General features: G+C 63.0%; 21 protein-coding genes and 1 other RNA gene. 7 read left to right on the forward strand and 15 right to left on the reverse strand.

The window, feature by feature from the left end; translation table 11 throughout:
• The 8 genes from mrdA to miaA form a co-directional block, all read right to left on the reverse strand.
• The gene (gene mrdA, locus ACOOE1_RS06905) at positions 1-2007 is read right to left on the reverse strand and encodes a penicillin-binding protein 2 (protein ID WP_420405602.1); all 2007 of its coding nucleotides are present in this window, start codon (positions 2005-2007) and stop codon (positions 1-3) included.
• A 7-nt stretch (positions 2008-2014) separates the two neighbouring features.
• Entirely contained in the window at positions 2015-2476 is a 462-nt protein-coding gene (gene mreD, locus ACOOE1_RS06910) for a rod shape-determining protein MreD (protein WP_420405603.1), read from the reverse strand.
• 44 nt (positions 2477-2520) lie between these two features.
• Positions 2521-3462, reverse strand: coding sequence for a rod shape-determining protein MreC (gene mreC / locus ACOOE1_RS06915; protein WP_420405604.1), 942 nt, complete (start codon positions 3460-3462; stop codon positions 2521-2523).
• A 51-nt stretch (positions 3463-3513) separates the two neighbouring features.
• Complete coding sequence (locus tag ACOOE1_RS06920) at positions 3514-4557, reverse strand: rod shape-determining protein (RefSeq protein ID WP_193171299.1); 1044 nt, start codon at positions 4555-4557, stop codon at positions 3514-3516.
• 272 nt (positions 4558-4829) lie between these two features.
• A complete protein-coding gene (gene ilvC, locus ACOOE1_RS06925; RefSeq protein WP_420405605.1) occupies positions 4830-5849 on the reverse strand; it encodes a ketol-acid reductoisomerase in 1020 nt (339 codons plus the stop codon).
• A 135-nt stretch (positions 5850-5984) separates the two neighbouring features.
• A complete protein-coding gene (gene ilvN / locus ACOOE1_RS06930) occupies positions 5985-6578 on the reverse strand; it encodes an acetolactate synthase small subunit (RefSeq protein ID WP_420405606.1) in 594 nt (197 codons plus the stop codon).
• A 114-nt stretch (positions 6579-6692) separates the two neighbouring features.
• Complete coding sequence (locus ACOOE1_RS06935) at positions 6693-8483, reverse strand: acetolactate synthase 3 large subunit (RefSeq protein WP_420405607.1); 1791 nt, start codon at positions 8481-8483, stop codon at positions 6693-6695.
• Between the two features lie 162 nt (positions 8484-8645).
• Complete coding sequence (gene miaA, locus ACOOE1_RS06940) at positions 8646-9611, reverse strand: tRNA (adenosine(37)-N6)-dimethylallyltransferase MiaA (RefSeq protein WP_420405608.1); 966 nt, start codon at positions 9609-9611, stop codon at positions 8646-8648.
• 31 nt (positions 9612-9642) lie between these two features.
• On the opposite strand from miaA, the gene serB reads away from it, so the two are divergent.
• Complete coding sequence (gene serB / locus ACOOE1_RS06945; protein ID WP_420405609.1) at positions 9643-10539, forward strand: phosphoserine phosphatase SerB; 897 nt, start codon at positions 9643-9645, stop codon at positions 10537-10539.
• Positions 10540-10624: 85 nt separating this feature from the next.
• Here the strand turns inward: serB and ACOOE1_RS06950 are convergent, their stop codons facing one another.
• The 4 genes from ACOOE1_RS06950 to hflK form a co-directional block, all read right to left on the reverse strand.
• Positions 10625-12124 carry a DegQ family serine endoprotease gene (locus ACOOE1_RS06950; protein ID WP_420405610.1) on the reverse strand — a complete coding sequence of 500 codons (1500 nt, stop codon included), beginning with the start codon at positions 12122-12124 and terminating at the stop codon, positions 10625-10627.
• Between the two features lie 263 nt (positions 12125-12387).
• Entirely contained in the window at positions 12388-12582 is a 195-nt protein-coding gene (locus ACOOE1_RS06955) for a DUF2065 domain-containing protein (protein ID WP_420405611.1), read from the reverse strand.
• 40 nt (positions 12583-12622) lie between these two features.
• A complete protein-coding gene (gene hflC / locus ACOOE1_RS06960; protein ID WP_420405612.1) occupies positions 12623-13498 on the reverse strand; it encodes a protease modulator HflC in 876 nt (291 codons plus the stop codon).
• Positions 13495-14676, reverse strand: a complete 1182-nt coding sequence (gene hflK, locus ACOOE1_RS06965; protein ID WP_420405613.1) for an FtsH protease activity modulator HflK — start codon at positions 14674-14676, stop codon at positions 13495-13497. Before hflK ends, hflC begins: the two co-directional genes overlap by 4 nt.
• A 142-nt stretch (positions 14677-14818) precedes the next feature.
• Here hflK and apbC point away from each other — a divergent pair, with 142 nt between their 5' ends.
• The gene (gene apbC, locus ACOOE1_RS06970; protein ID WP_420405614.1) at positions 14819-15973 is read left to right on the forward strand and encodes an iron-sulfur cluster carrier protein ApbC; all 1155 of its coding nucleotides are present in this window, start codon (positions 14819-14821) and stop codon (positions 15971-15973) included.
• Here the strand turns inward: apbC and ACOOE1_RS06975 are convergent.
• From ACOOE1_RS06975 to ACOOE1_RS06985, 3 genes are read right to left on the reverse strand one after another with little or no spacing between them, the layout of a single operon-like run.
• A complete protein-coding gene (locus ACOOE1_RS06975; RefSeq protein ID WP_420405615.1) occupies positions 15970-16488 on the reverse strand; it encodes a GNAT family N-acetyltransferase in 519 nt (172 codons plus the stop codon). The two genes, apbC and ACOOE1_RS06975, sit on opposite strands and share 4 nt — an antisense overlap.
• Positions 16489-16492: 4 nt before the next feature.
• Entirely contained in the window at positions 16493-17017 is a 525-nt protein-coding gene (locus ACOOE1_RS06980) for a dihydrofolate reductase (protein ID WP_420405616.1), read from the reverse strand.
• An 8-nt stretch (positions 17018-17025) separates the two neighbouring features.
• Entirely contained in the window at positions 17026-17820 is a 795-nt protein-coding gene (locus tag ACOOE1_RS06985; RefSeq protein ID WP_420405617.1) for a thymidylate synthase, read from the reverse strand.
• A 172-nt stretch (positions 17821-17992) separates the two neighbouring features.
• On the opposite strand from ACOOE1_RS06985, the gene ACOOE1_RS06990 reads away from it, so the two are divergent.
• The 5 genes from ACOOE1_RS06990 (at position 17993) to ACOOE1_RS07010 (ending at position 22768) form a co-directional block, all read left to right on the forward strand.
• Positions 17993-19510, forward strand: coding sequence for a hypothetical protein (locus ACOOE1_RS06990; protein ID WP_420405618.1), 1518 nt, complete (start codon positions 17993-17995; stop codon positions 19508-19510).
• A gap of 24 nt (positions 19511-19534) precedes the next feature.
• Positions 19535-19890: a transfer-messenger RNA gene (gene ssrA / locus ACOOE1_RS06995) on the forward strand.
• A 41-nt stretch (positions 19891-19931) separates the two neighbouring features.
• On the forward strand, positions 19932-20420 hold the full coding sequence (locus ACOOE1_RS07000; protein WP_420405619.1) for an SspB family protein: 489 nt from the start codon (positions 19932-19934) through the stop codon (positions 20418-20420).
• 85 nt (positions 20421-20505) lie between these two features.
• On the forward strand, positions 20506-22116 hold the full coding sequence (locus ACOOE1_RS07005; protein ID WP_420405620.1) for a fumarate hydratase: 1611 nt from the start codon (positions 20506-20508) through the stop codon (positions 22114-22116).
• Between the two features lie 16 nt (positions 22117-22132).
• Positions 22133-22768, forward strand: coding sequence for an alpha/beta family hydrolase (locus ACOOE1_RS07010; protein WP_420405621.1), 636 nt, complete (start codon positions 22133-22135; stop codon positions 22766-22768).
• Positions 22769-22787: the final 19 nt, after the last annotated feature.

Below are 22787 nucleotides of genomic sequence, written 5' to 3' on the forward strand. Positions count from 1 at the left end.
TTACCCCTGCTCCGTCTTTTCGCCGTCCGGCAGGATGCTCACCGGCTCGGCCTCGGAGGATTTCAGACCGTCCCGCTCCATCGCCTTCGCGAGAATGTCACGGGCGATCGGGACCGCATATTTGCTCCCCCCTCCATGCTCCAGAACGACCGCCACCGCGTAGCGCGGCGCATCGACGGGCGCATAGCCGACAAACAGCCCATGGTCGCGCCGGTGCCATGGCAGGTCCTCGTTGTCGATCACGCCGGCGGCGCGCTCCGCCTTGGTGATGCGCCGTACCTGGGCCGTACCGGTCTTGCCGCCGACCTGGAAATCGGCTCCCGGGATCTTCGCAGACCGCGCAGTACCGCGCTGGCCGTTGACGACGCGGCGCATTCCCTCGAGTACATAGGACAGGTGCGTGCGCGACACATTCACTTTCGCCGGCTCGCGCATCGCCCTGTCCGGCTGTCGCACCAGTGACGGGGTCACCGCGTACCCCCCGTTCACCAGACGCGCGGTCATGACGGCAAGTTGCAGCGGCGTTGTCAGGACGAACCCCTGTCCGATGCCGGTGACCAGGGTCTCGCCTTTCTGCCAGCGCTCTCCAATCACCGCGAGTTTCCATTCCCGGGTCGGGATCAGACCGCTTCTCTCTCCGGGCAACTCTATCGCGAGGCTTTCGCCGAGCCCGAACCGGCGCGCCATGTCCGCGATACGGTCGATGCCGACGCGCTTCGCCACTTCGTAGAAATAGACGTCGCAGCTCTGCTCCAGCGCCGTCACCACGTCCATGTGACCGTGCCCCCAGCGTTTCCAGCAGTGGAAGCGGGCATTGCCGAGATCCATGTGCCCGTTGCAGAAGACACGGGTTTCCGGTCCTGCGACGCCGGCCTCGAGAGCCGCCAGCGCCACGATCATCTTGAAAGTCGAGCCCGGAGGATAGGTCCCCGCGATCGCTTTGTTGGTCAGAGGATGTCGCGGATTGGAAAGCAGGTCTTCCCAGTCACGCGCGCTCAGTCCCTTGTTGAAATTGTTCGGATCGAAACCCGGCGTGGACGCGAGCGCATGGATCTCGCCGGTATGGACGTCCATCACCACCGCGCCGCCGCTCTCGCCCGGCACGATGGTGCCGTCCTTGTCGAGAAAGACCGTGCCGTCCTCGTTTTCCAGATAGCGTTTTGGCACACCCGAGCGGGCCAGCGCTTCCTGCACCCTGATATCGGCGATCGGCACCCTTTCGGAGGTGCCGATCTCAAGCCTTTCATGGGCGTAGGTCTGCAGGTCCATGTCCAGGGTGAGCTGAATGTTCTCCCCGGGCTGCCCGTCGTCTCCCGGGAGCTTGCGGATGATCCGCCCTAGCGCGTTCACCTCGACCTGACGCCGTCCGGCAGCGCCGCGCATCTGTTTGTCGAAGAGTTTTTCGATGCCGCTCTTGCCGATCCGGAAATCGGGAAGCTCCAGCACGGGATCCCCGGTCAGTTCGCTGTCGGACACCGCCGCGACATAGCCGGTGACGTTCACGGCCCGGGAACCGAAGGGATAGAAGCGCGAACGACCCTCCTCGATCCGCACGCCCGGAAGATAGGGCGCGTTGACCGCGACACGGCTGATATCCTCGCGCGTCAGGTTTTCGACCACGGTGACAGGCACGAAGCTCCGCTTGCGCGAGACTTCTTTCAGCACGCGCTTGATGTTCCATTCGTCGACATGAACGATCTGGCGCAAGGCGTCGATCGTCGCACGGACGTCATTGGTCTGCTCCGGCACCAGGTCGACGCGGAAATTGTCCTCGTTGGATGCGATCTCGATCCCGTTGCGATCGAGAATGAGTCCCCGGGTCGGCGGCAGCAGTTCGAGATTGAACTGATTTTCCTCTGAAAGCGTCCGGTAGCGGTCCGCCTCGACGACCTGGAGATAATAGAGACGCGCGCCCAGCGCCCCGACAAGGCCGAGCTGTCCGGCCCCGAGAATCAGAGAGCGGCGCGTAAATGCCCGCTTGGTATCCTGATCTTTAGGATTCTTCATCGGCTCATCATCGCACCAGATAGCGATGGATGCGAACGAAGGTCCATGCCGCCGCCGGGAACAGCGCCGCCGTCAGCGCAAAGCGGAACAGCACCGTGTCCGGCAAGATCCACGTAAAGGAAAGAATCGACATCAGTATCCAGCCGAGCGCGAACGCCCCGAAGGAGATCACCACAAAGCCGCCCCAGACGATGAAGAACGGTTTGCCGACGAACGTCTGTCGCTGGGTACCCGTAACTCCGTAAATGGCGAGGAAGACGATCGCGGTCAGGCCGATCGGATATCCATTGACCAGATCCTCCATCAGCCCGGTCAGGAAGACCAGCGCCGCCGGCATCAGATCCGGGCGATACACCACCCAGTAAAACACAGACATCAGCGTAAGAGACGGCGCAACCTGCGCATAACCTGGAATCCCGAGCGGAACCGCGCTCAACAGGACAAGGAACAGCGTCAGCGCCGCCGGCATCAGATGGCGCGCCCAAAGATCCATTCTCTGGACGAAAGCGGTCTTCATCGCTCGGTCTTTCCGCGCGTCACCCCAAGACGCTCGACCAGGCTCGGCTCCGGATCGGGTGCGAGGACCGTAAAGGGCGGCGGGTCCATCGGGCCCGGGATCACGCCCTGCATCCGGTAATCCACCACTTTCACGAACTCGAGATGGGTCCAGTCGACCACCGGCTTGATCCGGATCCCGGATTCCGTGACGGCAGAGACGGTTCCAACCGGAATCCCGGCCGGCATCATGCCGCCATGGCCCGAACTGATCACCAGATCGCCGGGTGAAACCACACTGTTCTGCGGCAGGTAGAGCACGCGCGTGAGGTTCGTGTTGTCGCCGACCATGATACCGGGATCGCGTGCGGCGCCGAGCAGAACCGGTATCTGGGCGTTCAGGTCGGTGATGAGCAGCATGCGCGCGTGAAGTTCGCCGACCTCGACGATGGTGCCCGCAAGACCGTCCTCGGAAATCACCGCCTGACCACGGCGAACACCGTTCCGACGGCCCACATTGAGCAAAGCGCTGCGGACGAAGGCGCCCCCCGCTTCAGCGATGATCCGGGCGGAGATGTAACTTGCGGGCGGTGGGCCGACATGTCTCGTCAGACGCTTCAGCGCCTTGTTCTCGCTCTCCAGCAGGTTGGCGACATGCTGCCACTGCTTCAGACGGCTGTTCTCTTCGCGCAACCTCTCGTTCTCTGCATGCAGATCACGCAGCGAGACGACCGTCGAAACTCCTTTGGATACCGCGGCGGCCGGATGAGACAGCGCTTCGAGGATCGGTGCCATCGCATCCACGGCAGCGACCTGCACGCGCTTGACCATGACGATATCGGCCTTTCCGAGGAGCATCAGGCCGAAGGCGGCGAGCACAAGCGCGGTGAATGCGAAACGCTGCCAGAGAGTTCGCACAGGCTGGGCGACACGGGAGAAAGATGCCGGTCTGCGCCCCATTTTCCTGCCTGGCCTTTCTTAAGCGACTGCTCCTACCGCACCCTCGCCTACTCAGTAGGCGCCGATGAGAACGTTGCGGAGCACCTTCATTTCCTCGAGACAGCGCCCGGTTCCGAGGGCGACGCAGGACAGCGGATCGTCGGCGATCGACACCGGCAAACCCGTCGAGTGCCGCAGTACGTAGTCGAGATTGCCGAGCAGTGCGCCGCCTCCGGTGAGTACGATACCCTTGTCGACAATATCGGCCGCGAGTTCCGGCGGGGTCTGCTCGAGCGCGACCTTGACCGCCTCGATGATCTGGCTGACCGGCTCTGCGAGGCTCTCGGCCACCTGGCTCTGGTCGATCACCAGTTCCTTCGGCACGCCGTTCATGAGGTCGCGGCCCTTGATCTCGAGCGTCTTGCCGACACCGTCTTCCGGCGGGAAAGCGGAACCGATTTCCTTCTTGATCCGCTCTGCACTGCCCTCGCCCACGAGGAGGTTATGATTGCGGCGGATATAGGCGATGATCGCCTCGTCCATCTTGTCGCCACCGACGCGCACCGAGCGGGAATAGACGATACCGCCGAGTGAAAGCACCGCGACCTCGGTGGTACCGCCACCGATATCGACGACCATGGAGCCGGTCGGCTCGGTCACCGGCAGGTTGGCGCCGATCGCGGCTGCCATCGGCTCCTCGATCAGAAACACCCGGCGGGCCCCCGCGCTCTCCGCGCTCTCCTGAATCGCGCGGCGCTCGACGGCGGTGGAACCGGAGGGCACGCAGACGATGACCTGCGGGCTGGCAAAGCTGCGCCGGTTATGCACCTTGCGGATGAAGTGCTTGATCATCTCCTCGGCGACTTCGAAGTCGGCGATGACGCCGTCTCGCAGCGGCCGGATCGCCTGAATGTTACCGGGCGTCCGGCCCAGCATCTGTTTCGCCTCGTCACCGACCGCGAGAACCTGTTTCTTGCCGCGCACGGTGGCGATGGCGACGACTGACGGTTCATTCAGGACAATGCCGCGCCCTTTGACGTAGACCAGCGTGTTCGCGGTCCCGAGATCAATCGCCATGTCGGCGGAGAGCATGCCAAGAAGATTTGCAAAAAACATCTGATGAGGCCCGGTCGCGCGCTTTCAAATCGGTTCAACTGCTCTGGCAGTCGCCGGAATAGACCAAAGTTCGGAACTTACACGCAACGGAAAAACATATCCGGCAGTGCAATCGGTCCGCCGTCCATCCGCGATTGCCGACGTCACAGCGGAATCATATCAAAGAATCAGGAGATTATGAACTTTAATTGTCTCGGCGCTTTAGCTGTTGGCGGAGCGAGCGGAATATGCGGTATGCGGCGGCACGCTTCCGGCCGCCGCATACCCGATTCTTAGTTCTTCGCCTTGTCGACCAGGGCGTTCTGGGAGATCCACGGCATCATCGCGCGGAGCTTCTCGCCGACCACTTCGATCTCGTGCTCGGCGGCGCGGCGGCGCATGGTCTTGAAGCTGGCCTGCTTGACCTGGTTCTCCAGCATCCAGCGGCGGGCGAAATCGCCGGACTGGATGTCATCGAGCACCTTCTTCATCTCGACCTTCACGGCATCGGTGATGATGCGCGGGCCGGTGACATACTCACCGTATTCGGCCGTATTGGAGATCGAGTAGTTCATGTTCGCGATGCCGCCTTCATAGATCAGGTCGACGATCAGCTTCACTTCGTGCAGGCACTCGAAATAGGCCATTTCCGGTGCGTAGCCGGCTTCCACCAGGGTCTCGTAGCCGGCCTTGATCATCTCGCAGAGACCGCCGCAGAGGACTGCCTGCTCGCCGAACAGGTCGGTTTCGCATTCTTCCTTGAAGGTGGTCTCGATGGTGCCAGCCCGGCCGCCGCCGACGGCGGAGGAATAGGACAGCGCGATCTCAAGGGCGTTGCCGGACGCGTCCTGGTGCACGGCCACAAGGCAGGGCACGCCGCCGCCGCGGACATATTCGGAACGCACGGTATGGCCCGGGCCCTTCGGCGCGATCATGAAGACATCGATGTCCGGGCGCGGATCGATGAAATTGAAGTGGACATTGAAGCCATGGGCGAAAGCGATCGCCGCGCCTTCGCGCAGATTGTCCTTCAGGTCGGCGTAATAGATGTCGGCCTGGCCCTCATCCGGGGTCAGCATCATGACGACGTCGGCCCATTTGGCGGCTTCCGCCGCAGTCATGCACTTCAGGCCTGCGGCTTCCGCCTTGGCGCGGGAGGACGAGTCCTCGCGCAGCGCGACGACGATTTCCTTCACGCCGCTGTCTTTCAGGTTATTGGCGTGGGCATGGCCCTGGCTGCCGTATCCGACAATCGCAACCTTCTTGTTCTTGATCAGATTGACGTCGGCATCCCGATCGTAATAGACGCGCATTTCTAGGACCTCTCGTATCGTTTCCTGTCACTCGGACAATTGGGGCGGAGCCCCCGCATTCCCGCCCGGCAGGACCGGGCAGAACAGTTCAGGCAGCGGGCCGGGGCTCCATCAAGTCCCGCCGCCTTCGGCCACTCAGGCCTTTTTCGATGCCTTCTTCCCGGCAGACGGTTTCTTTTCCCGATTCTTCTCAAGCGTACTGAAGACCGGCATGTCGAGATTGCTGCCGCGCGCGATGGCGACGACGCCGGTGCGCGAGACCTCGATGGCGCCGAGCGCGCTCATCAGCTCGACGAAAGCCGTGATCTTGGACGGGCCGCCGGTAAGTTCGAAGACGAAGCTCTCCAGCGTACTATCGATGGCACGCGCCCGGAACATATCGGCAATGCGGAGCGCCTCGATTCGCTGCTCACCGACATTACGGATCTTGATCAGCGCCAGTTCCCGTTCCAGATGCGGGCCTTCCAGCGTCAGGTCGTGCACCGCATGGACCGGCACCAGCCGACCGAGCTGAGCCTTGATCTGCGCAATGATCTGCGGGGTCCCGGTGGTCACGATGGTGATGCGGGACAGATGCTTGGCGGTGTCGACGGAGGACACGGTCAGGCTCTCGATATTGTAGCCGCGGCCGGAAAACAGGCCAATGACACGCGCCAGCACGCCCGGCTCGTCATCCACCAGCACGGCGAGGGTATGGGTCGCTTCTGCGATCGGAGTGGCAGCGTTCACGAATGGACTCCAGTGACTGGGCGGCGCTGAGGCCGCCGAAACCTTATAGGATGATGGGATGGGCGGCGCCCGCACCAAATTGCCGACGGGCGCCGAAAGCTCCTTCCGGTGTGTCTAGACCAGAACCATTCCGTCTTCAGACGTTTCCAGCTCCGCCTTGTCGTCCGGACCGAGCAGCATCTCGTAATGCGCGGCACCGGACGGGATCATCGGGAAGCAGTTCTCGTCCTTCTTCACCAGGATGTCGGCGAGGACGAAACGGTCGGTTTCAAGCATCTCCATGATGACGTCGTCGAGCTGGTCTACATTCTCCGCCCTGAGGCCAACGCCCCCGAAGGCCTCCGCCACCTTGATGAAATCGGGCAGGCTCTCCGAATAGCTCTCGGAATAGCGCCCGCCATGGTTCAGTTCCTGCCACTGGCGGACCATACCCATCCACTGGTTGTTGACGATGAAGGATTTCACCGGCAGCCGGTACTGGGCCAGCGTGGAGAGCTCCTGGATGTTCATCAGGTAGGAGGCCTCGCCGGCGACATCGATGACGGTGGCCTCCGGATGCGCGATCTGCACGCCCATCGCCGCCGGCAGGCCGTAGCCCATGGTGCCGAGGCCGCCGGAGGTCATCCAGCGGTTCGGCTCCTCGAAGCCGAAATACTGCGCCGCCCACATCTGGTGCTGGCCGACCTCGGTAGTAATGTAGACGTCACGGTCCAGCGTCAGTTCATAGAGCCGCTTGATGGCGTGCTGCGGCTTGATGACGTTCGGGTCTTCCTCGAACTTCAGGCACTCGCGCTTGCGCCATTTCTCGATCTGCGCCCACCACTTCTCCAGCGGCTTGGCATTGGCCTTGTAGTTCTTGGCCTTCCAGACCTTGATCATCTGCTCGAGCACTTCGGCGGCGTCGCCGATGATCGGCAGGTCGACGACCACGTTCTTGTTGATCGAACTAGGGTCTATATCGACATGGACCTTGGTCGAGTTCGGCGAGAAGTCGGAGATCCGCCCGGTCACCCGGTCGTCGAAACGCGCGCCGATATTCATCATGACGTCGCAATTGTACATCGCGAGGTTTGCTTCGTAAGTGCCGTGCATTCCGAGCATGCCGACGAACTGGCGGTCCTGCGAGGGATAGGCGCCGAGCCCCATAAGCGTCAGCGTCGCCGGCGCCTGGGTCATGCGCACGAACTCGGTGAAAAGCTTCGAGGCTTTCGGGCCGGCATTGATCAGTCCGCCCCCGCCATAGAAAATCGGCCGTTTCGCCTTGGCGAGCAGGTCCACCGCGCGCTCGATCGCGTCCGGCTCGCCCTTCACCTGCGGTTTGTAGCTCGGATGCTCATGTCCGTTCGGCGCGTAGTACGGGCCCTCGGCGAAGAGAACGTCCTTCGGCAGATCGACCACGACAGGGCCCGGACGGCCGGTCTTGGCGACATAGACCGCCTCGTGGATCGTGTCCGCCAGCCTGTCGACATCCTTCACGAGGTAGTTGTGCTTGGTGCAGGGCCGGGTGATACCGGTCGTGTCCGCTTCCTGGAAGGCGTCGTTGCCGATCAGATGCGTCGGCACCTGGCCGGTCAGGCAGACGATCGGAATGCTGTCCATCAGAGCGTCGGTCAGGCCGGTCACGGCGTTGGTCGCGCCCGGGCCGGAGGTCACCAGAACGCAGCCCACCTTCCCGGTGGAGCGGGCATAGCCTTCGGCCGCATGCACGGCGGCCTGCTCGTGGCGCACGAGAATGTGGCGGATCCGGTTGGACTTGAAGATCTCGTCATAGATCGGCAATACCGCCCCGCCGGGATAGCCGAATACGACCTCTACGCCCTGATCCTGCAACGCTTTGAGAATGATCGCCGCCCCGTTCATCTGGGCGTCGGGTTTTCGGGCATGCGGCATGCGCGGGGTAGCCATTTTACCGTTCCTTTCTCAAATTACATTCGCAGTTGCGGCATGAGCCGCACCCGCTCATCACGGGCAAGATCAGAAAAAATCCATTTAAATCAGTGAGATTAAATGGATCAAAGACGCATATCGCGACACCAAAGGCGTCGCGACGGGGCGGAACCTAGACCGTCAGGTATGTCCGGTCAACAGAAACTGACGAATAATCTTAAAGATTTCCTCGTCCGATCTTTCCGAATCTTGCTTTTCGACCAGCAAATTTGCATGGACCTGATTGCGAAACCAGGTCATCTGACGCTTTGCATACCGTCGCGTGTCCCGCTGCGCGAGCCGGACGCACTCCTCGCGCGAGATTTTTTTCCTCAGAAAATCAATAATTTGCGGAACACCCAGCGCTTTCATCGAGGGAAGCTCCGGATCGAGATCGAGCGCCATCAAGGCACGGACCTCCTCTACGCCGCCCATTTCGAGCATCTTTTCGAAGCGCAGATCGCATCTGCGGTACAGGGCCGCACGCTCGGGCAGAACCGTGACCATGAAGAACGTCATCCCCGCCGGCGCGCGCGCGGGCCGCGCCTGCCACTCGGACAGCGGCCTGCCCGTATCCTGCAGCACTTCCCAGGCGCGGATCAGCCGCTGGCTGTCGCCGTCATGCAGCCTGGAGGCTATGACGGGGTCGCCCTCGGCAAGACACCGGCGCAGCTCGGCACCGCCGATCCGCGCGTGCAACGCCCGCGCCGCGGCGCGGGCCTCCTGCGAGACCTCCGGCATTTCGGAAAGACCGTGCGTGAGCGCCCGGAGATAGAGCCCGGTACCGCCGCAGAGGATCGGCGCCCTGCCCGCCGCCGCGGCGGCATGGATTTCCTCCAGCGCCCTCTCGCGCCAGAGTGCCGCCGAACAGACTTCGGTCGCACCGAGAAAACCGTAGAGCCGGTGCGGCGCGCGCGAGAGATCCTCGGCTCCGGGCCGTGCGGTGACGATCTCGAGCTCGCGGTAGACCTGCATGGAATCCGCATTGATCACGGTCCCGCCCAGGTCCTCTGCCAGATCGACGGCCAGGGCGGATTTTCCGCTCGCCGTCGGGCCGCCGATGACGACAACGCGGATCGACTCCGCTGTGGAAACTTCACTGGACATGAATATGGCGCTTACGCGATAAGCCGGAGCCATGCAATACGTCCTTACCCTGACGTCGAACCCGGCCAGTCCGGCCCTCGACGCCTCCGTGATCTCGCGCGCGGAAGACGCGCTTCGCGCTGCCGGACTCTCAGTTGGCCCCGTCGCGTGGCTCGACCCGGATACCGCGCTCGACCTGCCGTTCAGCGGCGCGGTGCCGGACAACCTGTCCGTGACTCTGCACGAGGCGCTGGGCGACCTCTCCATCGACATGAATTTCCAACCGCTCGAAGGGCGCCGGAAGCGCCTGCTGATCGCCGACATGGACTCCACCGTGATCACCACGGAATCCCTCGACGATCTCGCGGCCTATGCCGGCATCGGCGACAGGATCGCGCCGATCACAGCGCGGGCAATGCGCGGTGAAATCGACTTCGAGCGGGCTCTGAAAGAGCGGGTCACCATGCTGGCGGGGCACCCGGCGAGCCTGCTCGACCGTCTTCTGCAGGATGTCGACATCACCCCGGGCGCCCGCGCCCTCGTTGCGACCATGCGGCGCGACGGCGCCTTTACGGCCCTGGTTTCCGGCGGCTTCACCGCGCTGACCGGACCGGTGCGCGAGCGCCTCGGCTTTCATACCGACCGCGCGAACACGCTGAACGTCGCCGACGGCACCTTCACAGGAACGGTGGGCGAGCCGATCCTTGGGCGCGACGCGAAGCTTGTTGCACTCAACGATTTCTGCGCCGAACTCGGAATCACTCCCGCCGACGCGGTGACGGTCGGCGACGGCGCCAACGACCTCGCCATGCTGCAAGCCGCCGGCACCGGTGTGGCTTTCCGTGGCAAGCCGGCCGTACGCGAAGCCGCGAAGTTCCGCATCGATCACGGCGATCTCAGTGCCCTGCTTCACCTGCAGGGATACAGACGAGCCGATTTCGCTGACTGAGTGAAGGCGCAAAACAACGGCGCCGGTCGTTAGACCGGCGCCGCGCGTCGCACCCGCAAGGGCTGCCTGGGGGGGCGGGGGGAGATTAGCCCTCGGTAATGCGGAGTGCGACAAACCTCATCTCTCCGCCGCGATTCACGGTCAGGAGAACGGATTTCTTGCCGGCGCTACGGGCGTCGGAGATACCCTTCTGAACACCGTCCGGAGACGATACCGGGGACTGCTGGACCTCGACGATCACGTCCCCCGTCCTGAGGTCGCGGGCGGCAGGACCATCCGGATCGACTTCCGTGATCACGACTCCCGACGCATCGCTGTCGAGCGAGTATCTGGACCGCATCTCGTCACTGAGAGCGGACAATTCAAGACCGAGAGATTCGACCCTGTCCGGTTCAGCCGGTGCCGGTTGCGCGCCGCCGCTCGTCAGCAGCGCCTGCTTCTCCGCTTCCTCGAGCTCGCCGATATTCGCCGTCACCCGCACCGTTTTGCCGCCGCGCCAAAGCTCGACCGGGACGTCCTTCCCGATCGGCGTCTGGGCAACGATCCTGGGCAGCTCGCGCATCGTGTCGACATCGCGGTTGTTGAACCTCAGAATCACGTCCCCAGCCTTGATACCTGCCGACTTCGCCGGTCCCTGATCGTTGACATGGGCCACGAGCGCACCGCGGGCATCGTCGAGCGACAGACTCTCGGCGACTTCGGGGGTGACTTCCTGAATTCGCACGCCGAGCCAGCCGCGACGGGTCCTGCCGAATTCCTTCAGCTGCTTCACAACCGGATCGGCCAGCGCGGCGGAGACCGCGAAGCCAATGCCGACCGAGCCGCCGGACTGGGAGAAGATCACGGTGTTCACGCCAATGACCTCGCCGTCGATATTGAACAGCGGTCCACCGGAATTCCCTTTGTTGATAGCCGCATCGGTCTGGATGAAATCGTCATACGGGCCCTGTCCGATGTCGCGGCCACGGGCCGAGACGATACCGGCCGTCACCGTGCCTCCAAGCCCGAACGGGTTGCCGATCGCGACCACCCAGTCGCCGACCCGCATCTTGTCGGAATCGCCGAATTTAACCGCCGGAAGGTCGGCTCCTTTCGGGTCGAACTTGAGCACGGCAATATCTGTCTTCGGGTCGCTGCCAACCAGTTCGGCTGCGAACTCCGTATCGTCCTGCATCCGGATCAAGATCTCGTCGGCGTCACGGATGACGTGATTGTTGGTCACAACGTAGCCGGCCTTGTCGATGATAAAGCCGGAACCGAGCGACTGGGCGCGGCGCGAGCGACGCTCGCCGTCCGGGCGCATCCGGTCCTCGAACTCCTTGAAGAATTCCTCGAAAGGCGTGCCCGGCGGCAGAGCGCGCCCGTTATCGGACGCCGTGATGGTCTGCGTCGTCGAAATGTTCACGACTGCCGGAAGCAGCCTTTCCGCCAGATCGGCGAAGCTTTCCGGGGCGGCCCGTGCAAACGCCGGAGCGGCCGGCACAAATGCCGGCACGGCCACAGCTATCGCCAGGAACCCGGCCACGAGGCCGTTTCTCAGGCCCCTTACAACCGCAACAGAGATTTCTGTGGTGACGCCTTTCATGTTTCCAACGCTCCTTAGCCAAGCTCTTTTTCTGTTCGTTCGGAACAGGGTGGACGTTCCGCACCGGCGAACGGGCCGTACGCGGCGGTCAGAATGTCGTTCGTCCCTAAGGAACTCGTCAACAAGGTGGGGACGATCGGGCGACTGTCAACGCCATCCCTTCCACAATGTCAGACTTAGCCGCAGGGTGTGGCCGCATTATGGTGCGAAATGCACAACTATGTCCGGAATGGGGCATTTCCAGGTGGCAAAGACTCCCGTGATCATGCCCAGACAGCGCGGATCAGCCACGCGAGAGCAAAACCGATCAGCATCGCGATCAGGCCCACGCGGCGCAGGGTTGCGGCGTCCATTTCAAGGGCGAGCCGCATCATCTGCTGCATGCGCCCCGGCATCAGTGCGTAGAGACACCCTTCAATAAAGAAAACGAGGGCAAGAGCGGTCAGAAAATCTGCCACGGCCCTTGCCCCCGCCTGTTACCCGGCTGCGTCGGCGTTACTAATTGGACGCCGGCGCTCCCTCGATGTCCTTGAAGAACTTGAAGAAGTCGCTATCCGGCGAAAGGACCATCGTGGTGTCGCCCGACTTCATCGCATTCCGGTAGGCCTGCATCGACCTGTAGAAAGCGAAAAACTCCGGATCCTGGCCGAAGGCGTCGGCATAGATCTTGATCGCCTCCGCATCGCCCTGACCGCGCAGGATCTCGGACTGCTTCTTGGCTTCCGCCACGATGATTACGCGCTGCTTGTCGGCGTCGGCGCGGATCTTTTGCGCCTCCTCCTGACCTTGCGCCCGGAACTCCTTGGCCTCGCGCTCACGCTCGGACTTCATCCGATTGTAGATGTTGAGGCTGGTTTCTTCCGGGTAATCCGCACGGCGGATCCGCACCTCGACCAGTTCCATGCCAAGCGGACGGGCGCCGTCATTGGCCTGGGCCCGGATGCTGGCCATGATCTGGATACGCTGGTCCGAAAGGATGCTCAGCAGCGTCTCGTTGCCGAGCACCCGGCGCAGGGACGAGTTGATGATCGGACTCAAACGCGAGCGGGCGCCGAGTTCGTCTCGCACCGTTTGATAGAACAGCAGCGGATCGACGATCTTGAACCTGGCATAGCTGTCAACATCGAGACGCTTCTGGTCTGACAGGATGACCTGTTGCTTTGGCGGATCGAGATCCAGAACCCGCTTATCGTAATAGATAACGTTCTGCCACGGCAGCTTTACCTTGAGCCCCGGGTCCCTGACCGCGGCTTTCGGTTCACCGAACTGGAGCACGATGGCCTGCTGAACCTGCGGAACGACATACAGCGAGGTATAGGCAACGATCCCGGCTATCAGGACCAGGACGCCGACAATTGCGAGGCCCCTATTCATTGCGTGCCTCCCGTGGAAGAGCGGTTCTGCTGGATCTGCTTCTGTACCTCGGGCAAGGGCAGATAAGGTACAACCCCGCCTTCACCGCTCGCACCGTTATCGATGATGACCTTGTTCACGTTTCCGAGCACCTCTTCCAGAGTCTCGAGATAAATCCGCTTCTGGGTCACCTCCTTGTCCCTCGAATAGGCCGAATAGACAGACCGGAAACGGTCCGCGTCACCAGTTGCGCGGTTGATCACTTCCTGGCGGTATGCATCCGCCTCCTCGATGATCTGCGCCGCCTCGCCTCGGGCCCGCGGCACAACGTCGTTCCGGAAGGTCTCGGCCTCGTTCTTGAGCCGGTCCTTGTCCTGACGCGCACGCTGTACTTCGTTGAAGGCATCGATCACCTGCTTCGGCGGGTCGACCGCGAGCAGTTGCACCTGACGCACGTCGACGCCGGCGCCATATTCGTTCATCAGGTTCTGCAGGTCTTCCTGCACCGTGCTTTCGATGAGCTGGCGGCCTTCGGTCAGGGCAACCTGAATCGGACGCTTGCCGATGGCATCGCGCATGGAGGACTCCGCCGCCATTTTCACGGTTTCCGCCGGATCCTGGAGGTTGAAGAGAAAGTCTCCCGCCTCGGCGATCCGCCAGAACACGACGAAATCAATATCGACGATGTTCTCGTCGCCGGTGATCATCTGGCTTTCTTCCGGAACGTCGCGCTGTACCGAGCTGCGGCTGGAGCCGTCACCGGAACTGCGGTAGCCAACCTCGATGCGGTTCTCGCGCGTCACATCCGGTCTGATAACGGACCCGATCGGCGCCGGATAGTTCCAATGCAGACCCGGCTCGGTCGGAACACCGGTATAGCGGCCGAACACCAGCTCGATGCCCTGCTGGTTCGGCTGCACGCGGTACAGGCCGGAGAAGAGCCAGAGAGCCAGAAGACCGACGACGATCAACAAGATCCCGGTCGGGCCGCCAAACCCTTTCGGGAGCATACCCTTCAGGCGTGCCTGGCCCTGGCGGATAACCTCGTCGATGTCGGGCGGCTGCTGACCGCCTCCACCGCCGAAACCGCCCGGCCCGCGGCCACCCCAGGGAGACTTGCCGCCACCCCCGCCGCCTGACCCGTTACCACCGCCGCCGCCCCATGGGCCGCCGCCGCCACCTTGATTACTCCAAGGCATAAATGTTTCCCCTCGTTTCGAAGCGCATCGTCGCTCTTAGCAGATGCCCCCCCGGTTGCAAAGAATTAGGGGAAGCGTATATCTGCTTGCGCACTACAAAGTGCTGCATCCGCATATTGGCCAAAAGCCGGAGAAATCAAGCATGGCACGCGTAACGGAAGACCAGGTCCTGGCGGCGCTGACAACCGTCGAAGACCCCGACAAGGGGCAGGACATTGTCAGCCTCGGCATGGTGAGCGGCCTCGTCGTCAAGGACGGCAATGTCGGTTTCGCCATTGAAGTCGACCCGCAGCGCGGCCCGCAGCTTGAGCCACTGCGCCAAGCGGCCGAAAAGGCGGTCGACGGACTTGAAGGCGTGCTCTCCGTCACTGCGGTGCTGACCGCGCACCGCCAGTCCGGCCAGAGCCAGCCGCCGCAGCAGGGAGCATCTCGTCAGGCGCCGCGGGGCGGCGACGGACCGCAGGCGCGCCCGACTCAAGGCAACCAGAAAGCGCTGGTCCCCGGGATCAAGTCGATCATCGCCGTCGCCTCCGGCAAGGGCGGAGTCGGAAAATCGACCACGGCGATCAATCTCGCGCTCGCGCTGAAGGCGACCGGCCTCACCGTCGGCATCCTCGACGCCGATATCTACGGCCCCTCCCTGCCCCGCATGATGGGGGTCTCCGGCCGCCCGACGACCGAGGACGGCAAAACCCTGAAGCCGCTGGAGCGTTTCGGCATCAAGTGCATGTCCATCGGTTTTCTCGTACCCGAAGACAGCCCGACGATCTGGCGCGGCCCGATGGTGATGAGTGCCCTGGAACAGATGCTGCGCGACGTGCTCTGGGGCGAGCTCGACGTGCTCGTGGTCGACATGCCGCCGGGCACCGGCGACGCCCAGCTCACCATGTCGCAACGCGTGCCACTTGCCGGCGCGGTCATCGTCTCGACACCGCAGGACATCGCCCTGCTGGACGCCCGCAAGGGCCTCAACATGTTCCGCAAGGTCGATGTGCCGGTGCTCGGTATCATCGAGAACATGAGCTATTTCCTCTGCCCGAGTTGCGGCGAACGCTCCGACATCTTCGGCCATGGCGGCGCCCGCGGGGAGGCCGAGCGCATCGGCACCGATTTCCTCGGCGAGGTGCCGCTACACATGGACATCCGCGAGACCTCGGACGCGGGAAACCCGATCGTTGTCTCTGCGCCCGAGAGCGCGCATGCCGTCGCCTACAAGGAAATCGCGGAGAAGGTCTGGTCCAAGATCGGCAGCGGCGACAGCGGCCGCCGGGATGCGCCGAAGATCGTCTTCAACTAGAGGCCGGTCCGGGTGCTCCGCCGTTCCATGATGACGGTGTCGCGCCACTGCCCTTCCATCGGGCCGTAGGTCATCCGCGCGATCCGCTCACGGGTTCCGACCGTCCGGAACCCGCAGGTTTCGTGCAGCCGTATGCTGGCGTCGTTTTCCGGGAAGATACTGGTCTGCAGGGTCCAGAATCCGGCCCGCTCCGAGACATCCACCAGTTCCTCCAAGAGCCGGCGGCCGATACCTTTCCCCCGCGCGCTCGCCGCGATGTAGAGGCTGTGCTCGGCGACGCCGCGATAGACCGCGCGTTTCGAGACAGGCGTCAGCGCAACCCAGCCGACGACCTCGCGTCCGATCGCGGCCACCAGACGGCAGTCTGGCAGATATTTCTCGTCGAACCCCGGCCAGTCCGGTGCGACGGATTCGAAGGTCGCATGTCCGGTCTCGATACCGGCCTGGTAGATCGCCAAGACCCTCGGCGCATCCGTCGGAACCATCGCCCGGATTTCTACCGCATCCGCACGCATGGCCTCAGTTCCGCTCCAGCGTGACGAAACTGTGTGCCGGGCTTCCGTCCTTCTCCGGGTGATCCGTCCGCTCCGTCTCGGTCCAGTCCGCACGGTTGAAGTCCGGGAACCGGGTCTTGCCTTCGACCTCGAGATGGATTTCGGTCACGTGCATGCGTTGCACCTTCTCCAGCGCCTGACGGTAGATCTCCGCGCCGCCAAAGACGACGATCTCGTCGACGCCGTCATCAAGGGCGATGCGGCGCGCCAGATCGAGCGCCTCGGAGATGTCGTGCACGACCTGCACGCCGTCGGCCCTGAAACCACGGTCGCGGGTGACGACGATGTTGGTGCGTCCGGGCAGCGGCCGCCCGATCGACTGGAAGGTCTTGCGCCCCATCACGAGGGGCTTGCCCATGGTGATCCGCTTGACCCGTTTCAGATCGTCCGGCAGATGCCAGGGCATCTTCTCCCCGTCGCCTATCACGCCATTGTCGGAGACGGCGACGACGATCACGGGCACCGGAAACTTCACCACTGTATCGCTCATGAAAGGTCCTAGACCGCGACGGGCGCGGCGATATGCGGAGCGGCCTCGTAGTCGAGCAGCTCAAAATCCTCGAAACGGAATGCGAAAAGGTCGGTCACGGCCGGATTGATCCGCATGGTCGGCAAACGTCCTGGAATGCGCTGCAACTGCTCGCGCGCCTGCTCGAAATGATTCTTGTAGAGATGTGCGTCGCCGAAGGAATGCACGAACTCTCCCGGCTTCAAACCGGTCACCTGCGCCACCATCAGGGTGAGCAGCGCATAGGATGCGATATTGAAGGGGACACCGAGGAAGATATCCGCGCTGCGCTGATAGAGCTGGCAGGACAGCTTGCCGTCGGCAACGTAGAACTGGAACAGGCAGTGGCAGGGCGGCAACGCCATCTTCGGCACGTCCGCCGGGTTCCAGGCGGTGACGATGAGACGCCGCGAATCCGGCCGCTCGCGGATATCGTCGAGCAGATTCCTGATCTGGTCGATCGTCCCGCCGTCGCGGTCCGGCCAGGAGCGCCACTGGTGGCCGTAGACCGGGCCCAGGTCGCCGTTCTCGTCCGCCCACTCGTTCCAGATCCGGACCCCGTTCCGCTGCAGGTAGGCGATGTTGGTATCGCCCGCGAGGAACCAGAGAAGCTCGTGAATAATCGATTTCAGATGCAGCTTCTTGGTGGTCAGAACCGGGAAACCGGCCGAAAGATCGAACCGCATCTGATGTCCGAAAATGGAACGGGTGCCGGTCCCTGTCCGATCCGTCTTGTCGCTCCCGTCCTCGAGAACCTTCGCCATCAGATCGAGATATTGCCGCATGCGGAGACCGCCCAGTCGAGTTCCGAGTTACAACACATATATTGCGAAGGCGGGTCCGGCCAACGCAAGCGATTGCGGATCGGGGTGGATTGCGGATTGACACTCGCCTGAATCCGTTCGCACTTTTGCCCCGGACACTCCCCGCCAACGGGACCGGACCGAAAGGGCCACGATGCCGGAAAGCCGCGACTCATTGCTGGCGGACAGCCGCCGCCTGATGACCGAAGGCAGGTGGAACGAGGCATGCGCGCGTCTGGAACAGGGTCTCGCCGCGGCACCGGCCGATCTTCTCATCGCCTTCACGCTGGCCACCGCGTACCGGCTTTCCGGCTCGGGAGAAAAGGCGGCGGAACTGTTCGCCCGTCTGCATACTGCGTTGCCGGACATGGCGGAAGCGGCGGTCGGACTGGCGCAGTGCCGGGCAGATCTCGGCGCGCCGAAGGAAGCCTGCCGGGTATTGCGCCGCTTCGCGGCACGCAATCCGGCCACGGCCCAAACCTACACGGCCCTCGGGGAAATCTGCCTGAAATCGGGCGACAACGATGCCGTCGTCGATGCCTTCGCTCGCGCGACCGCCCTCGCACCTACGGCGACCCATCACGGCAATCTCGCCGAGGCCCTCAGCATACGGCGAGAGTTTGCCCCCGCCGAGCTCCAGTACCGCAAAGCACTGGAGCTCGCGCCGGACACGCCAGCGCTGCGCCTGAACTACGCCGTTCATCTGTTGAGTCAGGGCAAGGTCCGCGAGGGCTGGCGGGCATTCGAGGCCCGCCTCGACCCGCGTCTTCCCGATGCGCCGGCGCGGAACCTTTCACTGCCGCGCTGGGACGGAAGCTGCTTGACCGCGCGGCATTTGCTCGTGGTGAGCGAGCAGGGTCTCGGCGACGAAATCCGTCTCGCCGCGCTGCTTCCCGAACTGGCAGGTCGCGCCCGGCTAGTGACCGTCGAATGCGACCCCCGCCTCGTCACCCTGTTCCAGCGCTCCATGCCCGAGATCCGGTTCCATGCCTTTTCCCGCATCAAACGCGGCGGCCGCGGACACTACGCCTATGGCTGGCTGCCGGCCGAAGATGGTCCGGATTGCTATATCGAGCTCGGAAGCCTCGCGCTCCGGCTTGAGCGGCCTCTTGCCTTGCCGGAGCGCGAAAGCGGCTTTCTCCATCCCGACCCGGGCATTGCCTGGACATTGCGCGACCGGTTGCGCGAGAAGGCGGGAAGCGGGCCGCTGATCGGCCTCTCGTGGACCAGCAGCGCCCGTCAGTTCGGCCGCGCGACCAATTACCCGCCGCTCGACGCCTGGCGAGACCTGCTCGCGCTCCCGGACGCGTCCTTCGTGTCCCTGCAACATGACAATGCGGCACACGATGCGGCCCGGCTTGCGGAGCTAACGGGACGGACGGTCCTCCAACTCGACGGGCTGGACCTGCGCAACGATCTCGAGAGCCTCGCCGCGCTCGCGAGCAATCTTGATCTCATGCTGTCAGTCGGCAATGCAACGGCCGCCCTCGCCGGCGCCGTCGGCACGCCCACCGTCGAGTTGCTCTCGACGCCCGGCTGGGTGCCGCTGATAGAGGACCGGGACAGTTTTCTCGCCGCCAATTATCGTTGCACGCAGACCGTACCCGGCGACTGGAGCAGTCCGATCGAACGCGCCAGGGAACTCGCACTCCTGCGTCTCACGCATTCCTGAGTCCCTCGATCTGAGGCCAACTCTTCTCTTTTTCCCGAGGACACAAGCGCCTATATTCAGCCTGTCGGGTAACCGACTATGGCGATAAACGGCCTGTGAAATAAGCATTGCGGACCCGGGGGCGGTACCCGGCGCCTCCACCAATTCTTCCCGGTCTGACGACCGGCTCATTGGGGGCGAAACAGGATCGACGCGTGTGGTAAAGACAGTTCTTTCGCTCGGCATGGTTCCGCCGTTATCGGGCCATTATAGTAGTTGCAAACGACAACTATGCGGAAGCTCGCCTCGCTGCGTAAGCAGTCAGGTGCTTCAATTAAGTCCTAAGGGTTCGCACTCTTAGGCGGGGTTTGGGGCGCACCTGGCAACAGAAGCGTCCCGCTTGAATTGTGAGAGTGCTGACCGACGCGTACCGGGGGAAATTTTGGAAGAGCCTTTCCAATACGACATGATGGTGGACGAGGCGCTGCGCGGAGTTGTCCGGCGCGCGCTCCGGCAGGTCGCGCAGCATGGACTCCCAGGCAACCACCACTTCTACATTACGTTCAAGACCAGGGCCGACGGCGTCTCCATCCCGCCCTACCTGCTCGAAAAATATGCCGACGAGATGACCATCGTGCTCCAGTTCCAGTTCTGGGATCTGGAGATCGAGGAAGAGCTTTTCACCGTCTCTCTCAGCTTCAATGACGTGCGTGAGCGGCTTGTCATTCCTTTCGCGGCAATCACCGGGTTTGCCGACCCGTCGGTGAAGTTCGGGCTCCAGTTCCAGACCCTCGACGAGAGCGAGCTTGAGGACATGGATCTGCCCGAAATGTCCGACGACGAAGCCGCGGACGAGCTCCCAGAGAATGACGGCGACAAAGAGGCCATGGGCCAGGTTGTGTCGCTCGATAATTTCCGCAAGAAGAAGTAAAGTCCGGCGCGCCTGCGCCTCGGGCCGGCCATAACGGGACGCGACAATCGCGACCGGATACCTGAGCTATGCTGGAGAGACTCAGATGGACGAGATGAACTTCACCGAAATGTTTCCGCTCGCGGACGACACGACCGAATATCGCAAGCTGAGCGGCGACCATGTCGGCCTCGAGAAATTCCGCGGTCAGGACATGCTCGTCATCGAGCCGGAAGCCTTCACGCTGCTGACCGAGCAGGCCTTCCGCGACATCTCCCACCTGCTGCGCCCGACGCATCTGCAGCAACTCAAGAACATCCTCGAGGACGACGAGGCGACCAACAACGACAAGTTCGTCGCCTATGAGTTACTGAAAAACGCAGCCATTTCCGCCGGCGGTGTGCTGCCGATGTGCCAGGACACCGGCACCGCCATCGTGATGGGCAAGAAAGGCCAGAACGTCTTCACCGGCTTCAACGAAGAACGTGACATCGCGCGCGGCGTCTTCAATATCTACACCAAGCACAACCTGCGCTACAGCCAGATGGCGCCGCTCGACATGTTCACCGAGAAGAACACGGCCTCGAACCTGCCGGCTCAGATCGAGCTCTATGCGACCGAAGGCGATGCCTACAAGTTCATGTTCTGCCAGAAGGGCGGCGGCTCGGCGAACAAGAGCTTCCTCTATCAGGAGACCAAGGCGATCCTCAATCCGGACGCCCTGATGAAGTTCCTCGACACCAAGATCCGCACCCTCGGCACCGCGGCCTGCCCGCCCTATCACCTCGCCATCGTGATCGGCGGCACCTCGGCCGAATTCAACATGAAGACGGTGAAACTGGCCTCGACCAAGTATCTCGACGGCCTGCCGACCGGGGGCAGCGAATCCGGCCACGCCTTCCGCGACACGGAGATGGAACAGCAGGTGCTGAAAATGACCCAGGAAATGGGCATCGGCGCGCAGTTCGGCGGCAAGTATTACTGCCACGACGTCCGTGTGATCCGCCTGCCGCGCCACGGCGCCTCCCTGCCCGTCGGCATCGGCGTTTCCTGCTCCGCCGATCGCCAGTGCTTCGCCAAGATCACCAGCGACGGCATCTTCGTCGAGCGCCTCGAGACCGATCCGGCGAAATACATGCCCGACATCGATCCGAGCGAATTCGAGGGCGACGTGGTCAAGATCGATCTCAACCAGCCGATGGAAGAGATCCGCAAGACCCTCAGCCAGTATCCGATCAAGACCCCGGTCTCGCTCTCCGGACCGATCATCGTCGCCCGCGACATCGCCCATGCGAAGCTGAAGGAACGGCTCGACAGCGGCCAGGGCCTGCCTGACTACATCAAGAACCACCCGGTCTATTACGCCGGCCCGGCCAAGACCCCGGAGGGCTATGCCTCCGGCTCCTTCGGTCCGACCACGGCCGGCCGCATGGACTCCTACGTCGATCCCTTCATGGAAGCCGGCGGCAGCTTCGTCATGCTGGCCAAGGGCAACCGCTCGCCACAGGTCCGCGAAGCCTGCAAGAAGCACGGCGGATTCTATCTTGGCTCGGTCGGCGGAGCCGCCGCCAAGCTGGCACTGAACAGCATCAAGAAGGTCGAGGTGCAGGAATATCCGGAGCTCGGCATGGAAGCCGTCTGGCGCATCGAGGTCGAGGACTTCCCCGCCTTCATCGTCACCGACGACAAGGGCAACGATTTCTTCTCCAACATCTGACGCTTGCCCGGCGCCGGTGCCAGACTTTCTCGAAAACGGCCCCGCCAACGCACAGGCGACCCTGATCCTGGCGCACGGGGCCGGTGCGCCCATGGACACACCCTTCATGAACCGGGTCGCCGAGGACATCGCATCTGCCGGATATCGCGTCCTGCGTTTCGAATTTCCCTACATGGCGGCCCGCCGGTCCGGCGGCGGGCGCCGCCCCCCGGACCGCCAACCTGTGCTACTGGAAACCTGGCGTCTTGCGATTGGCGCGACCGCGGGGGCCGGACCGCTTTTCATCGGGGGGAAATCTATGGGCGGGCGGATGGCGAGCCTCGTTGCCGAGGACACCGGTGTCGCGGGCACGCTCTGTTTCGGCTACCCCTTCCATCCCCCCGGAAAGCCCGACAAGCTGCGCATCGCGCATCTCGAAACCATGGCCTGCCCGACCTTGATCCTGCAGGGCGAGCGCGATCCGTTCGGAACGCGAGGGGAAGCGGAAAGCTACCCGCTTTCCAGCAATGTCGTGTTTCACTGGGCGGCGGACGGAAACCACGATCTCTCCCCACGCAAAGCCACCGGCCATACGGCCGAGGGCAATCTCGCAGGAGCAATACAGGCCAGCTTGCGATTCATGGAGCAGATAATCCGCTCGGTACCGGTCTAATGCGTTTCGGAGGCCCGGA

Source organism: Nisaea sp., from assembly GCF_965216895.1.
Classification (GTDB): Bacteria; Pseudomonadota; Alphaproteobacteria; order Thalassobaculales; family Thalassobaculaceae; genus Nisaea.